The sequence below is a fragment of the Salmonella sp. NW645 genome, from assembly GCF_051703725.1.
GTDB classification, from domain to species: domain Bacteria; phylum Pseudomonadota; class Gammaproteobacteria; order Enterobacterales; family Enterobacteriaceae; genus Salmonella; species Salmonella enterica.
Window position 1 is genome coordinate 480,756 of sequence record NZ_JAMMKR010000002.1, and the last position, 16,592, is coordinate 497,347.

16 protein-coding genes are annotated in these 16,592 nt (G+C 54.3%); 10 read left to right on the forward strand and 6 right to left on the reverse strand.

The annotated features are described in order from the left end of the window. The first annotated feature begins 87 nt into the window (after positions 1-87). From fkpB to rihC, 4 genes are all read left to right on the forward strand, one after another. On the forward strand, positions 88-537 hold the full coding sequence (gene fkpB, locus NA389_RS06150) for an FKBP-type peptidyl-prolyl cis-trans isomerase (RefSeq protein ID WP_000071522.1): 450 nt from the start codon (positions 88-90) through the stop codon (positions 535-537). Positions 538-539: 2 nt separating this feature from the next. After that, a complete protein-coding gene (ispH, locus tag NA389_RS06155) occupies positions 540-1,490 on the forward strand; it encodes a 4-hydroxy-3-methylbut-2-enyl diphosphate reductase (protein ID WP_001166422.1) in 951 nt (316 codons plus the stop codon). Between the two features lie 199 nt (positions 1,491-1,689). Further along, the gene (locus tag NA389_RS06160; RefSeq protein WP_000516311.1) at positions 1,690-2,892 is read left to right on the forward strand and encodes an XAC2610-related protein; all 1,203 of its coding nucleotides are present in this window, start codon (positions 1,690-1,692) and stop codon (positions 2,890-2,892) included. 15 nt (positions 2,893-2,907) lie between these two features. Next, the gene (gene rihC / locus NA389_RS06165; RefSeq protein WP_000741408.1) at positions 2,908-3,828 is read left to right on the forward strand and encodes a ribonucleoside hydrolase RihC; all 921 of its coding nucleotides are present in this window, start codon (positions 2,908-2,910) and stop codon (positions 3,826-3,828) included. Between the two features lie 21 nt (positions 3,829-3,849). On the opposite strand, the gene citB is transcribed toward rihC, so the two are convergent. From citB to citS, 6 genes are all read right to left on the reverse strand, one after another. Then, positions 3,850-4,536, reverse strand: coding sequence for a citrate response regulator transcription factor CitB (citB, locus tag NA389_RS06170; RefSeq protein WP_000377415.1), 687 nt, complete (start codon positions 4,534-4,536; stop codon positions 3,850-3,852). Between the two features lies 1 nt (position 4,537). Beyond that, entirely contained in the window at positions 4,538-6,157 is a 1,620-nt protein-coding gene (gene citA / locus NA389_RS06175) for a citrate sensor histidine kinase CitA (protein WP_001563099.1), read from the reverse strand. A gap of 134 nt (positions 6,158-6,291) precedes the next feature. Beyond that, on the reverse strand, positions 6,292-7,593 hold the full coding sequence (locus NA389_RS06180; protein WP_000444829.1) for an oxalacetate decarboxylase subunit beta: 1,302 nt from the start codon (positions 7,591-7,593) through the stop codon (positions 6,292-6,294). 15 nt (positions 7,594-7,608) lie between these two features. Further along, positions 7,609-9,378, reverse strand: a complete 1,770-nt coding sequence (oadA, locus tag NA389_RS06185) for a sodium-extruding oxaloacetate decarboxylase subunit alpha (protein WP_000150427.1) — start codon at positions 9,376-9,378, stop codon at positions 7,609-7,611. Positions 9,379-9,393: 15 nt separating this feature from the next. After that, on the reverse strand, positions 9,394-9,633 hold the full coding sequence (locus tag NA389_RS06190) for an oxaloacetate decarboxylase subunit gamma (RefSeq protein WP_001001151.1): 240 nt from the start codon (positions 9,631-9,633) through the stop codon (positions 9,394-9,396). A 158-nt stretch (positions 9,634-9,791) separates the two neighbouring features. Further along, the gene (citS, locus tag NA389_RS06195; RefSeq protein WP_079917091.1) at positions 9,792-11,132 is read right to left on the reverse strand and encodes a citrate/sodium symporter CitS; all 1,341 of its coding nucleotides are present in this window, start codon (positions 11,130-11,132) and stop codon (positions 9,792-9,794) included. A 244-nt stretch (positions 11,133-11,376) separates the two neighbouring features. Here citS and citC point away from each other — a divergent pair, with 244 nt between their 5' ends. Genes citC through citG form a run of 6 tightly spaced genes read left to right on the forward strand, consistent with a single transcriptional unit; the run spans position 11,377 to position 16,577 of the window. Then, positions 11,377-12,420, forward strand: a complete 1,044-nt coding sequence (citC, locus tag NA389_RS06200; RefSeq protein ID WP_000934789.1) for a [citrate (pro-3S)-lyase] ligase — start codon at positions 11,377-11,379, stop codon at positions 12,418-12,420. A 29-nt stretch (positions 12,421-12,449) separates the two neighbouring features. Next, complete coding sequence (gene citD / locus NA389_RS06205; RefSeq protein WP_000691461.1) at positions 12,450-12,743, forward strand: citrate lyase acyl carrier protein; 294 nt, start codon at positions 12,450-12,452, stop codon at positions 12,741-12,743. After that, a complete protein-coding gene (gene citE / locus NA389_RS06210; RefSeq protein ID WP_001247811.1) occupies positions 12,740-13,609 on the forward strand; it encodes a citrate (pro-3S)-lyase subunit beta in 870 nt (289 codons plus the stop codon). The genes citD and citE overlap by 4 nt, the downstream gene beginning before the upstream one ends. 10 nt (positions 13,610-13,619) lie before the next feature. Continuing rightward, positions 13,620-15,140, forward strand: coding sequence for a citrate lyase subunit alpha (gene citF / locus NA389_RS06215; RefSeq protein WP_000665573.1), 1,521 nt, complete (start codon positions 13,620-13,622; stop codon positions 15,138-15,140). Continuing rightward, the gene (gene citX / locus NA389_RS06220; protein WP_000679050.1) at positions 15,140-15,691 is read left to right on the forward strand and encodes a citrate lyase holo-[acyl-carrier protein] synthase; all 552 of its coding nucleotides are present in this window, start codon (positions 15,140-15,142) and stop codon (positions 15,689-15,691) included. The genes citF and citX overlap by 1 nt, the downstream gene beginning before the upstream one ends. Further along, entirely contained in the window at positions 15,669-16,577 is a 909-nt protein-coding gene (gene citG, locus NA389_RS06225; protein WP_001103235.1) for a triphosphoribosyl-dephospho-CoA synthase CitG, read from the forward strand. Before citX ends, citG begins: the two co-directional genes overlap by 23 nt. Positions 16,578-16,592 lie beyond the last annotated feature (15 nt).

Below are 16,592 nucleotides of genomic sequence, written 5' to 3' on the forward strand. Positions count from 1 at the left end.
GTAAGCTAGCGCCACCGGGCAATCGTTACGCCAAACGTATAACAATAATCGTCATTCCAACGTCGTAAGATAAAAGGCTGTCCCTGCATGTCTAACTCGATTCAAAGCAATAGCGCGGTGCTGGTGCACTTCACCCTGAAACTGGATGATGGCTCAACGGCGGAATCTACCCGCAATAACGGCAAGCCAGCCCTGTTCCGTCTTGGCGATACCTCGCTTTCCGAAGGTCTGGAGCAGCAGCTTCTGGGGTTGAAAGAAGGGGAAAAGAAAGCGTTTTCGCTGGAGCCTGACGCCGCGTTTGGCGTCCCCAGTCCGGACTTGATCCAGTATTTCTCGCGCCGTGAGTTTATGGCGGCGGGCGAACCGGAAGTCGGGGCGATTATGCTTTTTACCGCAATGGATGGCAGCGAAATGCCTGGCGTGATTCGCGAAATCAACGGCGACTCGATTACCGTTGATTTTAACCATCCGCTGGCCGGGCATACCGTTCACTTTGATATTGAAGTGCTGGAAATCGATCCGGCGCTGGAGGCATAAACATGCAGATCCTGTTGGCCAACCCACGCGGTTTTTGCGCCGGGGTAGACCGCGCTATCAGCATTGTTGAAAATGCGCTCGCCATTTACGGCGCGCCAATTTACGTTCGGCACGAAGTCGTGCATAACCGCTATGTAGTGGACAGCCTGCGCAAGCGCGGGGCGATCTTTATAGAACAAATTAGCGAAGTGCCGGATGGCGCCATTCTGATCTTCTCCGCTCATGGGGTTTCCCAGGCGGTGCGTAACGAGGCGAAAAGCCGCGATCTTACCGTTTTTGACGCCACCTGCCCGCTGGTGACGAAAGTCCATATGGAAGTGGCGCGCGCCAGCCGTCGCGGTGAAGAGTCTATTCTCATCGGCCACGCCGGGCACCCGGAAGTGGAAGGCACCATGGGCCAGTACAGCAACCCGGAAGGGGGGATGTACCTGGTTGAGTCGCCAGAGGACGTCTGGACGCTGAATGTCAAAAATGAAGGCAAGCTCTCCTTCATGACGCAAACCACGCTTTCCGTGGACGATACGTCCGATGTGATTGATGCGTTGCGTAAACGCTTTCCGAAAATCGTCGGCCCGCGCAAAGACGATATTTGCTATGCCACTACTAATCGTCAGGAAGCGGTGCGGGCGCTGGCGGAGCAGGCTGACGTGGTGCTGGTGGTCGGCTCGAAAAACTCTTCTAACTCTAACCGGCTGGCGGAACTGGCCCAACGGATGGGAAGAACCGCGTTTCTTATCGACGATGCGGCGGATATCCAGGAGGCGTGGGTGAAAGAAGCCGCCTGCGTTGGCGTCACCGCTGGCGCTTCCGCGCCGGATATTCTGGTGCAGAATGTTATTGCGCGTCTGCGCGAGTTTGGCGGCGGCGAAGCTGTCACGCTTGAGGGGCGCGAAGAAAATATTGTTTTCGAAGTGCCGAAAGAGCTGCGTGTGGATGTTCGTGAGGTCGAATAAGATTTCATAATTCAGAAATCTGCCTGATGACGTTACGTTGACCAGATCTTAAGAATTTCTTTTGATATTCAATGGGCGACAGGAAGAATAAGGCGTAGTCGTCATCCGTTGCTAATGCCCCACCTTTTTGCTATTCATCTGAAAAACCAGCACAATCGTTGCTGGTTTTTGGGGTGTAATGCCTACAGGGATAAGGGAAATGGGCAAAATAAAATATGGATTGGCAACGTTACTCGCCATCGGCTTTTGGATGGACGCGACAAGCGCCACGGTGCTGGAGCTACCCGCCTGGGAGCGAAACTATACCGGAACTATCGCGGGGAAACCGGTAAACGTTAATATCACGCGATTTGGTAACACGCTTTATGGGTATTACTGCTATGAACCTTGCAATCAGCACAAGGCAGCGATTGCTCTACGCGGCTCACTCCAGGATAAAGAGGTGCATCTTGAAGAACGCGTAAAGGCGCTTTCGGGTTACTGGAATGCGGAAATCTCCAGCAGTGAGATTAAAGGCGAATGGACTTCCGCAGATAAAAAACGACATTTTCCTGTTGCCCTTATCTACCTCAAACCTAAAAACTCCCCTGATATTGTGCTGGTCACGAACACGAATGATGCAGGGGGTTACGACCCTTCCAAAGAGATTGATTGCGGCAATACGCCGGCCATTTCGGCGATAAAATTATACCGTGATGGTAAACTCATACAGACCTTAGATACCGCCTCGGTGGGCACTTGTAGCCCGTTTATGCCTCAATGGGGGGATGTCAATTTTGATGGCTACCCGGATCTGTCGATTGTAACAGAGCTACTTGCAGGGCCGAATGCTCCAGAACAAACATGGCTCTATGACCCCGCCAAACAGCGTTATGTTGATGCGCCAGCGTCTTATCAGGAAATCACTTCACCAGAGATCGATGCTGAACATAAACAGATTGTTAGCTATTGGCGCGGTGGTTGCTGCAGTCATGGCGTCAATGTGTATCGCTGGAAAGGAAAAACGATTGAACTGATCGATCGCGGTGAAAGCTATTTTCAGCCTGTGATCAGTAAAGGCAAAATGTATAACTGCTACATGATACCTTCCTACGCTGATGGGCGTATTATTTATCCGCTAGTACGTAAAAATGGTCATTTGACGCCGCCTTTTAGCCTTGATGAGACGTGTCAACCTTTTTGGCTAACCGGTAATGTTCGTACCGTGATTCAGGCAGAAAAACCCGGCGCTGAGCCCGAATCGCTTGAGATTCAGTGGCAGGAAAACAAAGCATCGCCAGGGCGTTTTTGCCCATTAGTTCCGTTTGTCGAAGGTAATAAGCTAAGTCCGCGTCTGGTGACGGATGACGATGTGCCTGATACCTGTATCAGTCGCGCTGAGTATGAAGATATAAAACAATAGGTCAGGAGAGCGTTAATGGCAGCATCCCTACACATTATTCTTGATACCGATCCAGGCATTGATGACGCCGCCGCGATTGCCGCTGCGCTGTTTGCCCCCGAGCTGGATCTGCAACTGATGACCACCGTTGCCGGCAACGTTTCGGTCGAAAAAACCACCCGTAACGGCTTACAGCTCCTGCATTTCTGGGACGCCGATGTGCCACTTGCCCAGGGAGCCGCGACGCCGCTGCTGCGTCCGTTACGCGATGCGGCATACGTCCACGGCGAATCCGGCATGGAAGGCTATGATTTTGTCGACCATCAGCGCCAACCGTTGGCGAAGCCAGCGTTTATCGCTATCCGGGATGTGCTGATGAACGCCCCGGAGCCCATGACATTGGTGGCGATAGGGCCATTGACCAATATTGCGTTGCTACTGATGCACTATCCGGAGTGCCGCTTCAACATTCACCGGCTGGTGATTATGGGCGGTTCCGCAGGGCGCGGCAATTTTACGCCTAATGCTGAATTTAACATTGCTGTCGATCCGGAAGCCGCCGCCCACGTATTTCGTAGCGGCATTGAGATTGTGATGTGTGGGCTGGACGTCACCAATCAGGCCGTGTTGACGCCGGAGTATCTGGCTACGCTTCCTGCGCTTAATAAAACCGGCGGCATGCTGCATGCATTGTTCAGCCATTACCGCAGCGGCAGTATGCAAAGCGGTCTGCGGATGCACGATCTCTGCGCGATCGCCTGGCTGGTGCGTCCGGAGCTTTTTACCCTGCAATCCTGTTTTGTGGCCGTAGAAACGCAGGGGCAATATACCGCCGGTACCACGGTGGTGGATATTGAAGGGCGTTTGGGGCAGCCCGCCAACGCGCAGGTGGCGCTGGCGCTGGATGTGGACGGTTTTCGTCAGTGGGTGGCTGAGGTGTTTGCCTGTGCGCCGTAATTACATGTTGGCGCCATAATCTCATACTTTGCCGCGATAGAGTCTCTCCGGCCTGCCCACTTTCCCGTAGCTGATCTCCGCTTCGAGAAAGTTATTTTTCACGCCTTGTTCCAGATAGCGTCGGGCAGTGGTTTTACTGCTGCCCAGAATTTGTGCCAGAGTGTCTGCTGTATGTACTGCCTGCGGGTCGGCGAATATTTGTCGTACCCGGTTGAAGGTGTTTTCATCAATTCCCCGCAGTCCGCTATTCGGTTCTGCGGTTTGTTCTTTGGCCTGGATATTAAATAAGGCATCAACGTGCGTCTGGTTTGCCTGCTCACTGGAACGTAACGAACTGCGGTAACGGGTGAACCGCTCCAGGGTATGCTGCAGGCGCTGATAATGTACCGGCTTAATCAGATAATCGAATACGCCCATGCGTAAGGCATCGCTGATGGTATCCATATGATTGTCGGCGGTAATGAAAATAATTCGCCCCGTGTAGTTGGTGCTGATGGTATGACGAATTAAATCGATCCCTTTGCCATCGGGTAAAAAATTATCCAATAGAATTAACTGTGGTTGATAGAGGCGTATTTGCTTCTTTGCACTTTCCAGTTTGTCTGCGATGCCGACGATTGAAAACTGGGGAAAAAGCTTGATGGTGTCCACCAGGATTTCCGCTAGCATCGGTTCGTCTTCAACGATGAGTGTCGTAATGCTATCCATGTTATTCTTCTCTGGTAAAAGGGATATAGAGGGTAAAAATGGTGCCAAAAGGATTATTGTTATCGACGATAATGTCACCATTGGCCTGCTTGACGTAGCTGTGCACCAACCATAATCCAATTCCGTGATCGCCGTTGTTGTGGGTGGTCACTCCACGCTCGAAAATATGCTGGCGGATATTTTCGTCAATACCACATCCCTGATCGGCAACTTCAATAATGACTTCATTACCTTCGCTGTTGATCAGGCACTCAATCTGTCGCGAGCCTTCGCGATTGAGCAGGGTGGCGTTATAGGCGTTGTCCAATAAATTGCCAACAATCGAAATCCATTCATTATGCGAGAGCGATGACGGCAGGTGTTCAACAAAGCTTGAAGGATCGAAAATCAGCTCCAGCCCCAGCTCTTTTGCCCGATAATATTTACCGATTAATAGCCCCGCAAGGTGGTGGTCGCGGAAATTATGGGAAATAAAATCGAGTACTTTCTGGTGGCTTTCCGACTGCTGCTGAATCAGCGCCAGCGCATTATCGTAGCGCTTCAGGAACAGCAGTCCGGCAATGGTGGAAATAAGGTTGCGATGCTCATGCTGCACGGCGCGCAGGTTATCGGCGTATTGCCGCACCTGACTTAACTGCAGGCTGAGTGTATTGATATCGTCTTTGTTGCGAAAGCTAATAACCCAGCCCTGAGGCTGGTTGTCAATAATGACCGCCATGCGACTGGCGATGACTTTCATTTGGTTAAAGGTGACGATCTCATCTTTTTTGTTTTTTTGCGGCGCATCGTAAAAAAAAGCCTCCGGCAACACGATATGGTGGATTGCATAGCCAATGAGTTCAGACTCCGGTTGGCTCAGATTCAGTAAGCGGCGAGCCGTTTGGTTAATGGCGGTAATACGGTGATGGGAGTCAATGGCGATCAACCCTTCAAATACCGACTCAAATAACACGCTTTGCTGAATTAATAGTTGTGAAAGCTGCTGCGGCTCCATGTTAAGCATCTGCTTTTTAATATGCAGCGAGAAGCGGCGGGCGCAGTACAACAGCACCAGCAACAGTATCGCCATCGGGAACAGCAACGAGCTGATTTGTAAGTTAAGCCAGCTCTCCAACTGTTCCAGAGTATAGCCGACGGAAACAATACCGATGACTTTACCGGTACTGTCCTGAATCGGGGATTTACCACGTAAGGAAGAGCCTAATGAACCTTTACGCACCGATACGTAGCTTTTAGCGTTATACAGCGCGTCGTCGCTATCGCCGCCCTCCATATATTTGCCGATCTCATTCGGGTTGACGTGATACAGTCGCTGACCTTTTTCGTTGCCAACGGTAATGTAAGTCGCATCCGAAAACGAGCGCATTGGGTCAATCAGCGCTTTGATGCGTGGCAAATCATGCGCCTCTACGGCTTCAACTAATTCTGGCATAGCGGATATTTGCATTGCCTGAATAAGCGCACGTTGGCCCACCTGATAATGCAGGCGCTCTTTCGTGATATCGGTCAGATACCAGGTGATTGCCAGCATCACGATGGTGGATGTAAACAGGATCAGTAGAAATATCCGGTTTTGAAACGAGCGTCTGGCAAACCAGTGTGTAATTTCCCGTATAAACATATTGGTATTTAGATATTTAATTACGGTATTTTCTTGCATTCGGCATCACCGGAACCTGAACCAGTTCATACTTACTTTTCTTTCAGAAAAAATTTGGATGAAAATGGGATACGACATGCGTATCCCATCCACTATTACATCGCCAGCACGTATTTCAGCATCACGCCGGCGGCTATCGCCGAGCCAATAACACCCGCCACGTTCGGGCCCATCGCATGCATCAGCAGGAAGTTCTGCGGGTCCGATTCCAGCCCCACTTTGTTCGATACGCGGGCTGCCATCGGCACCGCCGACACTCCGGCTGAACCTATCAGCGGATTGATTTTGTTCTTGCTGCACAGGTTCAGCAGCTTCGCCATCAGCACCCCGGCCGCCGTCCCGATACCAAAGGCAATCACACCCAGCAGCAGAATGCCCAGCGTCTGCGGCTGCAGGAACTTGTCCGCCACCAGCTTCGCGCCCACCGACAACCCGAGGAAGATGGTGACGATATTAATCAGCCCGTTCTGTACCGTGTCGCTCAGACGCTCCACCACGCCGCTTTCACGCATCAGATTGCCAAAGCAGAACATCCCCAGCAGCGGCGCGGCGTCCGGCAGCAGCAGCGCCACCAGTAGTAACAGCACCACCGGGAAGAGGATTTTTTCCCGCTTACTCACCGTGCGCAGCTGCACCATGCGGATTTTGCGCTCCGTCTCCGTGGTCAGCGCCTTCATAATCGGCGGCTGGATTAACGGCACCAGCGCCATATACGAGTACGCCGCCACCGCGATGGCCCCCAGCAGCTCCGGCGCCAGTTTGCCCGACAGATAAATCGCCGTCGGGCCGTCCGCGCCGCCGATAATGCCGATGGCCGCCGCCTGCGGCAGGGTGAAGCTGATAAGGCCGAAGTAGTTCAGCGTCAGCGCCCCCAGCACCGTGGCGAAGATACCGAACTGCGCCGCCGCCCCCAGCAGCAGGGTGCGCGGATTCGCCAGCAGCGGGCCGAAGTCGGTCATCGCGCCCACGCCCATAAAGATGACCAGCGGCGCGACACCGGAGCCAATCGCCACTTTATAGAACAGCGCCAGTACCCCCGGCGTGTAGCCCATGTCCACCGCCAGGTTCTCCATCTGGCCCTGCACCGACGGCAGCGCCAGCGCTAACGCCTCCTTGATGGCGTGCACGTCCGGCGCGCAGTTAAGCTTCGCGGCAATCACCGCCAGCTGCCCGGCGTCGTGATGTGCCAGCAGGCTTTCCAGCGCGGTCAGCGCCATGCCCGCTTCCGGGATGTTGGAGAGCAGGCCGCCGAAGCCAATCGGCAGCAGCAGTAACGGCTCGAACTTCTTCGCAATCGCCAGCCACAGCAACAGCAGGCTGACCAGCAGCATGATGGCCTGGCCTGCGCCAAGGTGCATCAGCCCCATGCCCTGAAGCAGGGCGTTCAGACTTTCCATTTCCGCTCCTCGTCCTTACGCCAGCGTCATCAGGGTGTCGCCGACGGAAACCGCGTCCCCGGACTTCACCGCGATACCGCGCACGGTGCCGGCCTGCGCAGCGCGGATTTCGGTTTCCATCTTCATGGCTTCCAGAATCAGCAGCACGTCGCCTTCGGCCACCGTCTGGCCCTCGGCGGCAATCACCTTCCAGATATTCCCCGCCAGCGGGGCGGTGACCGGGGTGCCGGCGCCTGCCGGGGCGGTGGCAGGAGCAGAAGAGGCAGCAGGTGCAGCCGCAGTGAGCTGGCTGATATCGCCGCCGTCGCTGACCTTCACCACAAAGGCTTTGCCTTCCACTTCCACGGTGTAGATACCGGAAGCGGCAGGCTTCTCTGCTTTTGCCACCGGCTGCGCGGCTTCCGCCTGCGGCAGTGGCTCAAACGCCGCCGGGTTGTGGCGGTTTTCGAGGAATTTGAGGCCGATTTGCGGGAACAGCGCCACGGTGAGCACGTCGTCGATGGCGTTTCCCGCCAGAGTGATGCCCTTCTCCTGCGCCTGGCGCCTGACGTCCGCTTCCAGTTCAGCCAGTTCCGGTTTGAGTAAATCCGCCGGACGGCAGGTCACCGGAGCGCCCCCTTCCAGCACGCGGGCCTGTAACCCGGCATTCACCGGCACCGGGGTGTGGCCGTATTCGCCTTTCAGAATACCGGCGGTTTCCTTCGCGATGGTCTTGTAGCGTTCGCCGGTCAGCACGTTGAGCACCGCCTGGGTGCCGACAATCTGCGAGGTGGGGGTCACCAGCGGGATAAAGCCAAGGTCCTCGCGCACGCGGGGGATTTCCGCCAGCACCTGGTCCAGCCTGTCCGCCGCGTTCTGCTGCTTCAGCTGGCTTTCGAGGTTGGTCAGCATTCCGCCCGGTACCTGCGCCACAAGGATGCGGCTGTCGTAGCCTTTCAGCTGGCCTTCAAAGGCGTGGTACTTTTTGCGCACCTCGCGGAAGTAGGCGGCGATGTTTTCCAGCTTCAGGATATCCAGCCCGGTGTCATATTTTGTGCCGGCAAGCGTGGCGACCAGCGCCTCGGTGGCCGGGTGGCCGTAGGTGGCGCTCATGGAGGAAATCGCCGTGTCCACGCCGTCAACGCCCGCCTCGATAGCCTTCAGCAGGGCCATCTCCGCCATCCCGGTGGTGGCGTGACAGTGCAGGTGCAGGCGCACCTCAAAACGTTTTTTGATTTCGCTGACCAGTTCATACGCCGCCATCGGCGTCAGGATGCCGGACATATCCTTGATGGCAATCGAGTCAACGCCGGTCTCTAACAACTGTTCGGTTAAGTCCAGCCAGGTCTGCAGGGTGTGCGCCGGGCTGGTGGTGTAACTCAGGGTCCCCTGGGCATGTGCCCCGTGGCTGCGCACCGCCTGCAGGGCGGCTTTCATATTGCGCGGGTCGTTCATGGCATCGAAGACGCGGAAGACGTCCATGCCGTTTTTCACCGCGCGTTCGACGAAGCGTTCCACCACGTCATCGGCGTAGTGGCGGTAGCCGAGCAGGTTCTGGCCGCGCAGCAGCATCTGCAGCGGGGTTTTGGGCATGGCTTTTTTCAGCTCGCGCAGGCGCAGCCACGGGTCCTCGCCGAGGAAACGGATGCAGGCGTCAAAGGTGGCGCCGCCCCAGCATTCGAGGGAGCCGTAGCCCACGTCATCGAGCGCGGCGGCAATCGGCAGCATATCATCAAGACGCAGACGGGTGGCGAACAGGGACTGGTGAGCGTCGCGCAGGACGACATCGGTAATGGCAATAGTCATGGATCCCTCCGGGAATTAAGCGTTAAGACGGTGATGGTGAATGGCGGCGGCAATCACCGGCTTTAAGCGGGTGAAGTCGTCCACGGCGGGAACGGCGCGCGGTGCGGGCGCGGCGACGGGCTCCGGGAAGAAGCGAGTAATCACGGCAGACATGCCGCGAATGGCGAAAATCAGCAGGAACAGAAAGCTCAGTACGAACCCCATCCCTAAAAACATCAGGGTGAAACCTTCACCCAGTAGTACAGCTTCATTCATGAATCATTTTCCATAATGAGAGGCACGACGGTGGCCTTGACGACAACCTTCCTGGTGAATCCGGCTAAGGAGTAGAGTGGATTTCCCTTGGCCACCTCTGGCTTTGGCCTCTACTTTTCTCCAGGTCGTTTGCGGCAAAGACACCGCCGTGCGTTTTTTTACACCATCATGCTGAACACGATGCTAGCGATAACCAGCACAATACCGCCGCCCAGACGAGAGGAAATTTGTGCATATGAAATGAGGTTCATACGGTTACAGGCGGAGAGCACTTCCAGATCGCCGGAGCCGCCGCGGTTGGCCATACAAAGACCCGCAGTAATGGATGATTCAATCGGGTAGAAGCCAATCAACCAGCCCCCGATAGCTGCGCCAACGACAGCGCCGACCACAATGATCGCGGCGATAACGACGTTGGCGAACGTCAGGGCGTCGATGATCTCTTGCAGATCGGTGTAGCAAACACCCACACCTACCATCAACACCCACAGCAGTTGTTTGGAGAAGAAGTCAGAAAGACGTTTTGCCCCGGCTTTAATCTCCGGAGAGCAAAGACCTGATGCGTTCAGAGCAGCAACAATCAGTACCATCCAGGCGAAGTAGTGAATAGAGACGCCGCCGATGCTTGGCAGAATTTTCTTGGCAACAACATAGGCCAGCAGGAAGCAGGTGGTAGACAACACCATACCAATCGCCGTTTCACGATGGGTAATCTGACCGGCTTTTTCATCATCTTCAGTTTTGAAGGAGGCCTTACGAACCAACTCGCCTTCACCGCTAAGCCAGGTGTATTTTTTACCGACCATATCGAGGAGTGCAGCGAAAATAATGGCGAAGATGTTTGCGATGGTCAGAATGGCGATAGCCGTTGAGTAGTACTCTTCGCGAGAACGTCCGGTAACCGAGTGATAAATTTCAGACAGAGGCACGGCGCCCGCGCCGTTACCACCGCCCATAATCGGCAGAACGTACAGCATCATGATACGGTCGACCGGGATACCGAAGCACAGACCAATGACGATACCGAAAAGGGACGCGCCGACGATCCCGGCGAGGATGGTTGGGATATAGCCCGGCAGTGATTTTAATAGCAGCTTACGGTTTACCGACAGGATAGCGCCTGTGATCAACACCGCGATAAACAGGTTAAGGAAGTTGCTTTTATCCATTACGTTGCTGATCGCATCAATTTCTTTCTGCGTAAATATGCCAGCATAGACAAAATAAGCTGCAACCAGAAATATCATAACCGGTGCGCCGCCAATATATTTATTGAAGATCGGTAAACGTTTGCCGATTTCACCAAAAATGGCCCCCATCACAAACATAAGGGCAAAACCACCGACTAAGTCAGTAGGTATAGCATTATAAAAATGAGAAAGTAATAAAGTAATTAATGCAAAAGCATAAAGCGGTAGCGGCATACCAAAGATTTTGAATCTGAGTAAATCGCTAGCCCCCTTTCTCTCCGTAGCCGAAGCCTGGGTCATGTTGGTCATAAACATTTTCCTGTGTATTGATGGGTAACAAGACCTGCGCATACTAATAAATTCAATGAACCGTGAGATGTGACTATCTTCACTGAATGGTTGTGTTTTTAATTAATTTAATTGTTTTTATTAACTCTGATTAATTAAGGAAATAAAAACTATAAAGGTCATAAAGGCAGCGGGGAAAGTGTGATGTCTATTCCAGACGAATAATATAAACACTGGCGAAATATGCGGCGTTATTTGCTGACGGATGCTGAATAGAGTGAATCTGATATTTAAACGCATTTATTTGCAAAAGGATGTATTGCGTCGCGAGTCGGTCGCCATGTTTCTGGAGGGCGAGGGACTCGCTCTGGAAGACGATTGTGAAATCGCGGTATGCGCATATTGGCAGGGTGAGATAGTTGGATGCGGCTCGCTGGCCGGGAACGTACTGAAATGCATCGCTGTTTCCCCGGTTTTACAAGGGGAAGGGCTCAGCCTCAAACTGCTGACTGAGTTGCTTACATTGGCCTACGAGTTAAACCGCAGCGAGCTTTTCCTGTTCACTAAGCCGCAAAATCGGTTGCTGTTTTCTGGCGCGGGGTTTTGGCCCATTGCGCAGGCAGGTCAGCTGGCGGTGTTAATGGAGAACAGCAGTGAACGGTTAGCGCGCTTTTGTCGCCAACTGGCGCTTTATCGTCAACCGGGAAAAACGATCGGCGCCATCGTCATGAACGCCAATCCGTTTACCTTGGGCCACCGTTATCTGGTGGAGCAAGCGGCTGCGGCCTGTGACTGGCTGCATCTGTTTGTGGTCAAAGAAGATGCTTCATTTTTTTCCTATACCGACCGTTGGGCGCTGATCGAACAAGGAATCGCGGGCATTGACAACGTCACGTTGCATTCCGGCTCCGCTTATATGATCTCGCGTGCGACGTTTCCCGGCTATTTCCTCAAAGAAAAAGGGGTTGTGGACGACTGCCATTGCCAGATCGATCTGCAACTCTTCCGTGAACATTTGGCTCCAGCGCTGGGGATTACCCATCGTTTTGTCGGCAGTGAACCGTTTTGTCCTCTGACCTGTGCCTATAACCAGCGAATGCACGACATTTTACACGATCCGAAGCGTAGCGGCCCGGTTATTGAGGTCGTCGAGCTGGCGCGGGTGGAGAAAAACGGCACGGCTATTTCCGCCTCTCGCGTCAGAAAACTGTATAGCGAACGTAATTGGCCGGCGATAAGCGCGCTGGTGCCTGCTGGTACCCTGGCATATCTGCAGCGGCATGCCGCCAGACACACTGAAACCATATGACGTAACACCGTTAACAAGGAACATAACTAATGAAAATCATTAAAGATGCCCTGGCAGGCACGCTGGAATCCAGCGATGTGATGATCAGGATTGGTCCATCCAGCGAGCCAGGAATTCGGCTGGAGCTAGAGAGTCTGGTGAAGCAGCAGTTTGGCGCGGCGATTGAGCAAGTCGTGCGCGAAACGCTGGCGAAGCTGGGCGTTGAACGCGCGCTGGTTAGCGTCGATGACAAAGGCGCGCTGGAGTGTATTTTACGCGCCCGAGTGCAGGCGGCGGCGCTGCGCGCTGCAGAACAAACGGAAATTCAATGGAGTGCGTTATGAGACCACGTCGCAGTATGTTGTTTATCCCCGGCGCAAATGCGGCCATGTTGAGCACCTCGTTTGTCTACGGTGCGGACGCGGTGATGTTCGACTTAGAAGACGCCGTAGCGTTACGTGAGAAAGATACCGCCCGTCTTTTAGTCCATCACGCGCTTCAACATCCGTTCTATCAGGATGTTGAAAAAGTGGTGCGCATTAATCCACTGAACACGCCGTTTGGTCTGGCCGATCTTGAGGCCGTCGTGCGTGGTGGCGCGGATATTGTGCGTCTACCGAAAACCGACAGCAAAAACGATGTGCTGGAGCTGGAAGCGCAGGTCGAACGGATCGAACGTGAATGTGGACGTGAGGTCGGCAGTACCAGGCTGATGGCGGCGATCGAATCAGCGAAAGGCGTGGTCAATGCCGTCGACATCGCCACCTCCAGCCCGCGCATGGTGGCAATTGCGCTGGCGGCATTTGATTACGTGATGGATATGGGCACCAGCCGGGGCGATGGCACCGAGCTGTTCTACGCCCGCTGCGCAGTGCTGCACGCGGCGCGTGTTGCGGGTATTGCCGCCTATGATGTTGTTTGGTCGGATATCAATAATGAAGAAGGCTTCCTGAAGGAAGTGCAGTTGGCGAAAGGACTTGGTTTTAACGGTAAGTCCTTAGTGAATCCACGTCAGATTGAGCTGTTACATCAGGCTTATTCTCCGACACGTAAAGAAGTTGAGCATGCGTATGAGGTGATTGCCGCCGCTGAAGAGGCTGAGTCTCGCGGTCTGGGCGTCGTTTCACTCAACGGCAAAATGATTGACGGCCCGATTATCGACCACGCGCGCAAAGTGGTGGCGCTGTCGGCTTCCGGTATTCGTGATTAAGGAAGGAACCATGAAAGAGACTGTAACCATGCTCAACCAGCAATATGTCGTACCGGAAGGATTACAGCCCTACCAGGGGGTAACAGCGAACAGCCCGTGGCTTGCCAGCGAAACGGAAAAGCGTCGGCGTAAAATTTGTGACTCGCTTGAAGAGGCTATCCGTCGTTCCGGGCTTAAAAATGGCATGACGATATCCTTCCACCATGCGTTTCGTGGTGGCGACAAAGTCGTCAATATGGTGATGGCGAAGCTGGCGGAAATGGGATTCCGCGATCTGACGCTTGCCTCCAGCTCATTAATTGATGCCCACTGGCCGCTTATCGAACACATTAAAAATGGCGTGGTGCGGCAGATTTACACCTCCGGGCTGCGCGGCAAGTTAGGGGAAGAGATCTCCGCTGGCCTGATGGAAAACCCGGTACAGATCCACTCTCACGGTGGCCGCGTAAAACTGATTCAGAGCGGTGAGCTGAATATTGATGTCGCTTTCCTCGGCGTGCCGTGCTGCGACGAATTTGGTAATGCGAACGGTTTTAGCGGCAAGTCACGCTGCGGCTCTTTGGGGTATGCGCAGGTTGATGCGCAGTACGCTAAATGTGTGGTGCTCCTGACTGAAGAGTGGGTCGAATTCCCCAATTATCCGGCCAGTATCGCGCAGGATCAGGTTGATTTGATCGTGCAGGTGGATGAGGTAGGGGATCCGGAAAAAATTACCGCGGGCGCGATTCGTCTGTCCAGCAACCCGCGTGAACTGTTGATCGCCCGGCAGGCGGCCAATGTGATCGAACACTCCGGTTATTTTTGTGACGGTTTCTCGCTGCAAACCGGCACCGGTGGCGCTTCTCTGGCGGTCACCCGTTTCCTGGAAGACAAAATGCGTCGCCACAACATTACGGCGAGTTTTGGCCTGGGCGGGATCACCGGCACCATGGTGGATCTGCATGAGAAAGGGTTGATCAAAGCGCTGCTGGATACGCAATCATTCGATGGCGATGCAGCCCGTTCGCTGGCGCAGAATCCACATCATATTGAAATCTCAACCAATCAATACGCGAACCCCGCCTCTAAAGGCGCGGCATGCGAACGCCTGAACGTGGTGATGCTGAGCGCACTGGAAATTGACGTGAATTTCAACGTTAACGTGATGACCGGTTCAAACGGCGTACTGCGTGGCGCATCGGGCGGCCATAGCGATACGGCAGCAGGGGCCGATCTCACCATTATTACCGCACCGCTGGTCCGTGGCCGAATCCCATGCGTGGTGGAAAAAGTGCTGACTACCGTCACGCCTGGGGCAAGTGTTGATGTGCTGGTTACCGACCATGGTATTGCAGTGAACCCTGCGCGTCAGGATCTGCTTGATAACCTGCGTGCTGCGGGCGTGGCGCTGATGACCATCGAACAACTGCAACAGCGCGCTGAGCAACTGACCGGTAAACCGCAGCCGATTGAGTTTACCGATCGGGTGGTGGCTGTGGTGCGTTATCGCGACGGTTCAGTGATTGACGTGATTCGCCAGGTTAAAGGCTGATGAAGGGCACAGACCTGCTGTACCAGGGCCAGGCAGTTACGCTGGAGGAGATGCTACAAGCGCGCGATAAACGTGCCGCCAGGCAGCGTCAGGCGTTGAACTGCTATCGGCTACCGTTGATTTCCCTCACGCTGGTTGCACCGGGCGCCGTTAAAAACTCAGCGGTCTGGCGGCGTGTCGCCGATTATGCAATTGCCGAAATACTGGCGCTTTGCGAACAGAAGGAGTGGGTCAACGTCTGGGAAATGCAGGTGAATGAACGCAGCGGCCCGGAATGGATGGCAGCGGTCTGTGCGCCGGCAATGGCGTTGAAACAGCACATGTCGACACTAGAGATGAGCCATCCGTTAGGGCGGCTTTGGGACATCGACATTATTGATAGCGACGGTAAGTCGCTATCACGCCGTGAACTCGGGCATCCTGCCCGGCCATGTTTGATATGCCAGCAGGATGCTCATCTCTGTGCCCGGGGCAAGCATCACACCCTTGACCTTTTGTTGGATGAAATTGCACGAAGGATTGAATGCTATGAACGTGAGCGTTGTGACTGAACGGCGTACGCCAGCGTACTCATCGCTGGCGGCTGGCGAACTTAATGGGTTGGTTGCAAGAGCGCTGCTGGCGGAAGCCAGGCTGACACCAAAACCCGGTCTGGTCGATATTCGTAATTCGGGAGCGCATAGGGATATGGATCTGGCGGCATTTGAACGTAGCACTACCGCCATTGCTCCATGGATGGAAAAGTTTTTTATCATGGGCAACAACACGGCGGCGGTGGCGGCAGAAAATGTCCTGGTGATGCTGCGTCCGCTGGGGATGGCCTGTGAGAACGATATGCTACAGGCGACCAATGGTGTGAATACCCATCGCGGGGCGATTTTCGCTTTTGGCCTGCTGAGCGCAGCGATTGGCCGACTTCTCGCGCGGGGAGAACCGTTGGAGCAAAATCGTATCTGCGACCAGGTTGCCCGCCTGAGTCGGAATATTGTTGCCCACGAGCTCTCAGCAAAAAAAGCGGGAAAACTGACAAAGAGTGAAACCCATTTCCAGTGCTATGGCCTGTCGGGTGCGCGGGGAGAAGCGGAAAGCGGTTTTCGAACCGTCAGAACGCAGGCTTTGCCGGTGTTTAACCGGGTCGTGCAGGAGCATGACGATACCCATCTTGCCCTGCTGCAAACATTGTTGCATCTGATGGCGTGGAATGATGATACCAATCTGGTGTCACGGGGAGGCCTGGAAGGGCTTTACTACGTGCAGCAGCAGGCACAAAAATTGTTGTGGCAAGGGGGCGTATTGGTTGAGGGGGGCATTGAAGCGATGCAGTCCCTCGATGATGAACTCATCCTGCGTAACTTAAGCCCTGGCGGTAGCGCGGATTTACTGGCAGTGACCTGGTTTTTAAGTCATTTTCCTGCCGGTTCCCTCTATCCTGAGTAAGTTTCTCTTCTTTCA

Excerpts from the sequence above, each read along its gene's own strand:
- citD (WP_000691461.1), top strand. The coding sequence starts at position 12,450 with ATGAAAATCATTAAAGATGCCCTGGCAGGCACGCTGGAATCCAGCGAT.
- NA389_RS06180 (WP_000444829.1), bottom strand. The coding sequence starts at position 7,593 with ATGGAAAGTCTGAACGCCCTGCTTCAGGGCATGGGGCTGATGCACCTT.
- citB (WP_000377415.1), bottom strand. The coding sequence starts at position 4,536 with ATGGATAGCATTACGACACTCATCGTTGAAGACGAACCGATGCTAGCG.
- citC (WP_000934789.1), top strand. The coding sequence starts at position 11,377 with ATGCTGAATAGAGTGAATCTGATATTTAAACGCATTTATTTGCAAAAG.
- citE (WP_001247811.1), top strand. The coding sequence starts at position 12,740 with ATGAGACCACGTCGCAGTATGTTGTTTATCCCCGGCGCAAATGCGGCC.
- citG (WP_001103235.1), top strand. The coding sequence starts at position 15,669 with ATGAACGTGAGCGTTGTGACTGAACGGCGTACGCCAGCGTACTCATCG.
- NA389_RS06190 (WP_001001151.1), bottom strand. The coding sequence starts at position 9,633 with ATGAATGAAGCTGTACTACTGGGTGAAGGTTTCACCCTGATGTTTTTA.
- rihC (WP_000741408.1), top strand. The coding sequence starts at position 2,908 with ATGGCAGCATCCCTACACATTATTCTTGATACCGATCCAGGCATTGAT.
- citX (WP_000679050.1), top strand. The coding sequence starts at position 15,140 with ATGAAGGGCACAGACCTGCTGTACCAGGGCCAGGCAGTTACGCTGGAG.
- citA (WP_001563099.1), bottom strand. The coding sequence starts at position 6,157 with ATGTTTATACGGGAAATTACACACTGGTTTGCCAGACGCTCGTTTCAA.
- citF (WP_000665573.1), top strand. The coding sequence starts at position 13,620 with ATGAAAGAGACTGTAACCATGCTCAACCAGCAATATGTCGTACCGGAA.
- ispH (WP_001166422.1), top strand. The coding sequence starts at position 540 with ATGCAGATCCTGTTGGCCAACCCACGCGGTTTTTGCGCCGGGGTAGAC.
- citS (WP_079917091.1), bottom strand. The coding sequence starts at position 11,132 with ATGACCAACATGACCCAGGCTTCGGCTACGGAGAGAAAGGGGGCTAGC.
- fkpB (WP_000071522.1), top strand. The coding sequence starts at position 88 with ATGTCTAACTCGATTCAAAGCAATAGCGCGGTGCTGGTGCACTTCACC.
- oadA (WP_000150427.1), bottom strand. The coding sequence starts at position 9,378 with ATGACTATTGCCATTACCGATGTCGTCCTGCGCGACGCTCACCAGTCC.
- NA389_RS06160 (WP_000516311.1), top strand. The coding sequence starts at position 1,690 with ATGGGCAAAATAAAATATGGATTGGCAACGTTACTCGCCATCGGCTTT.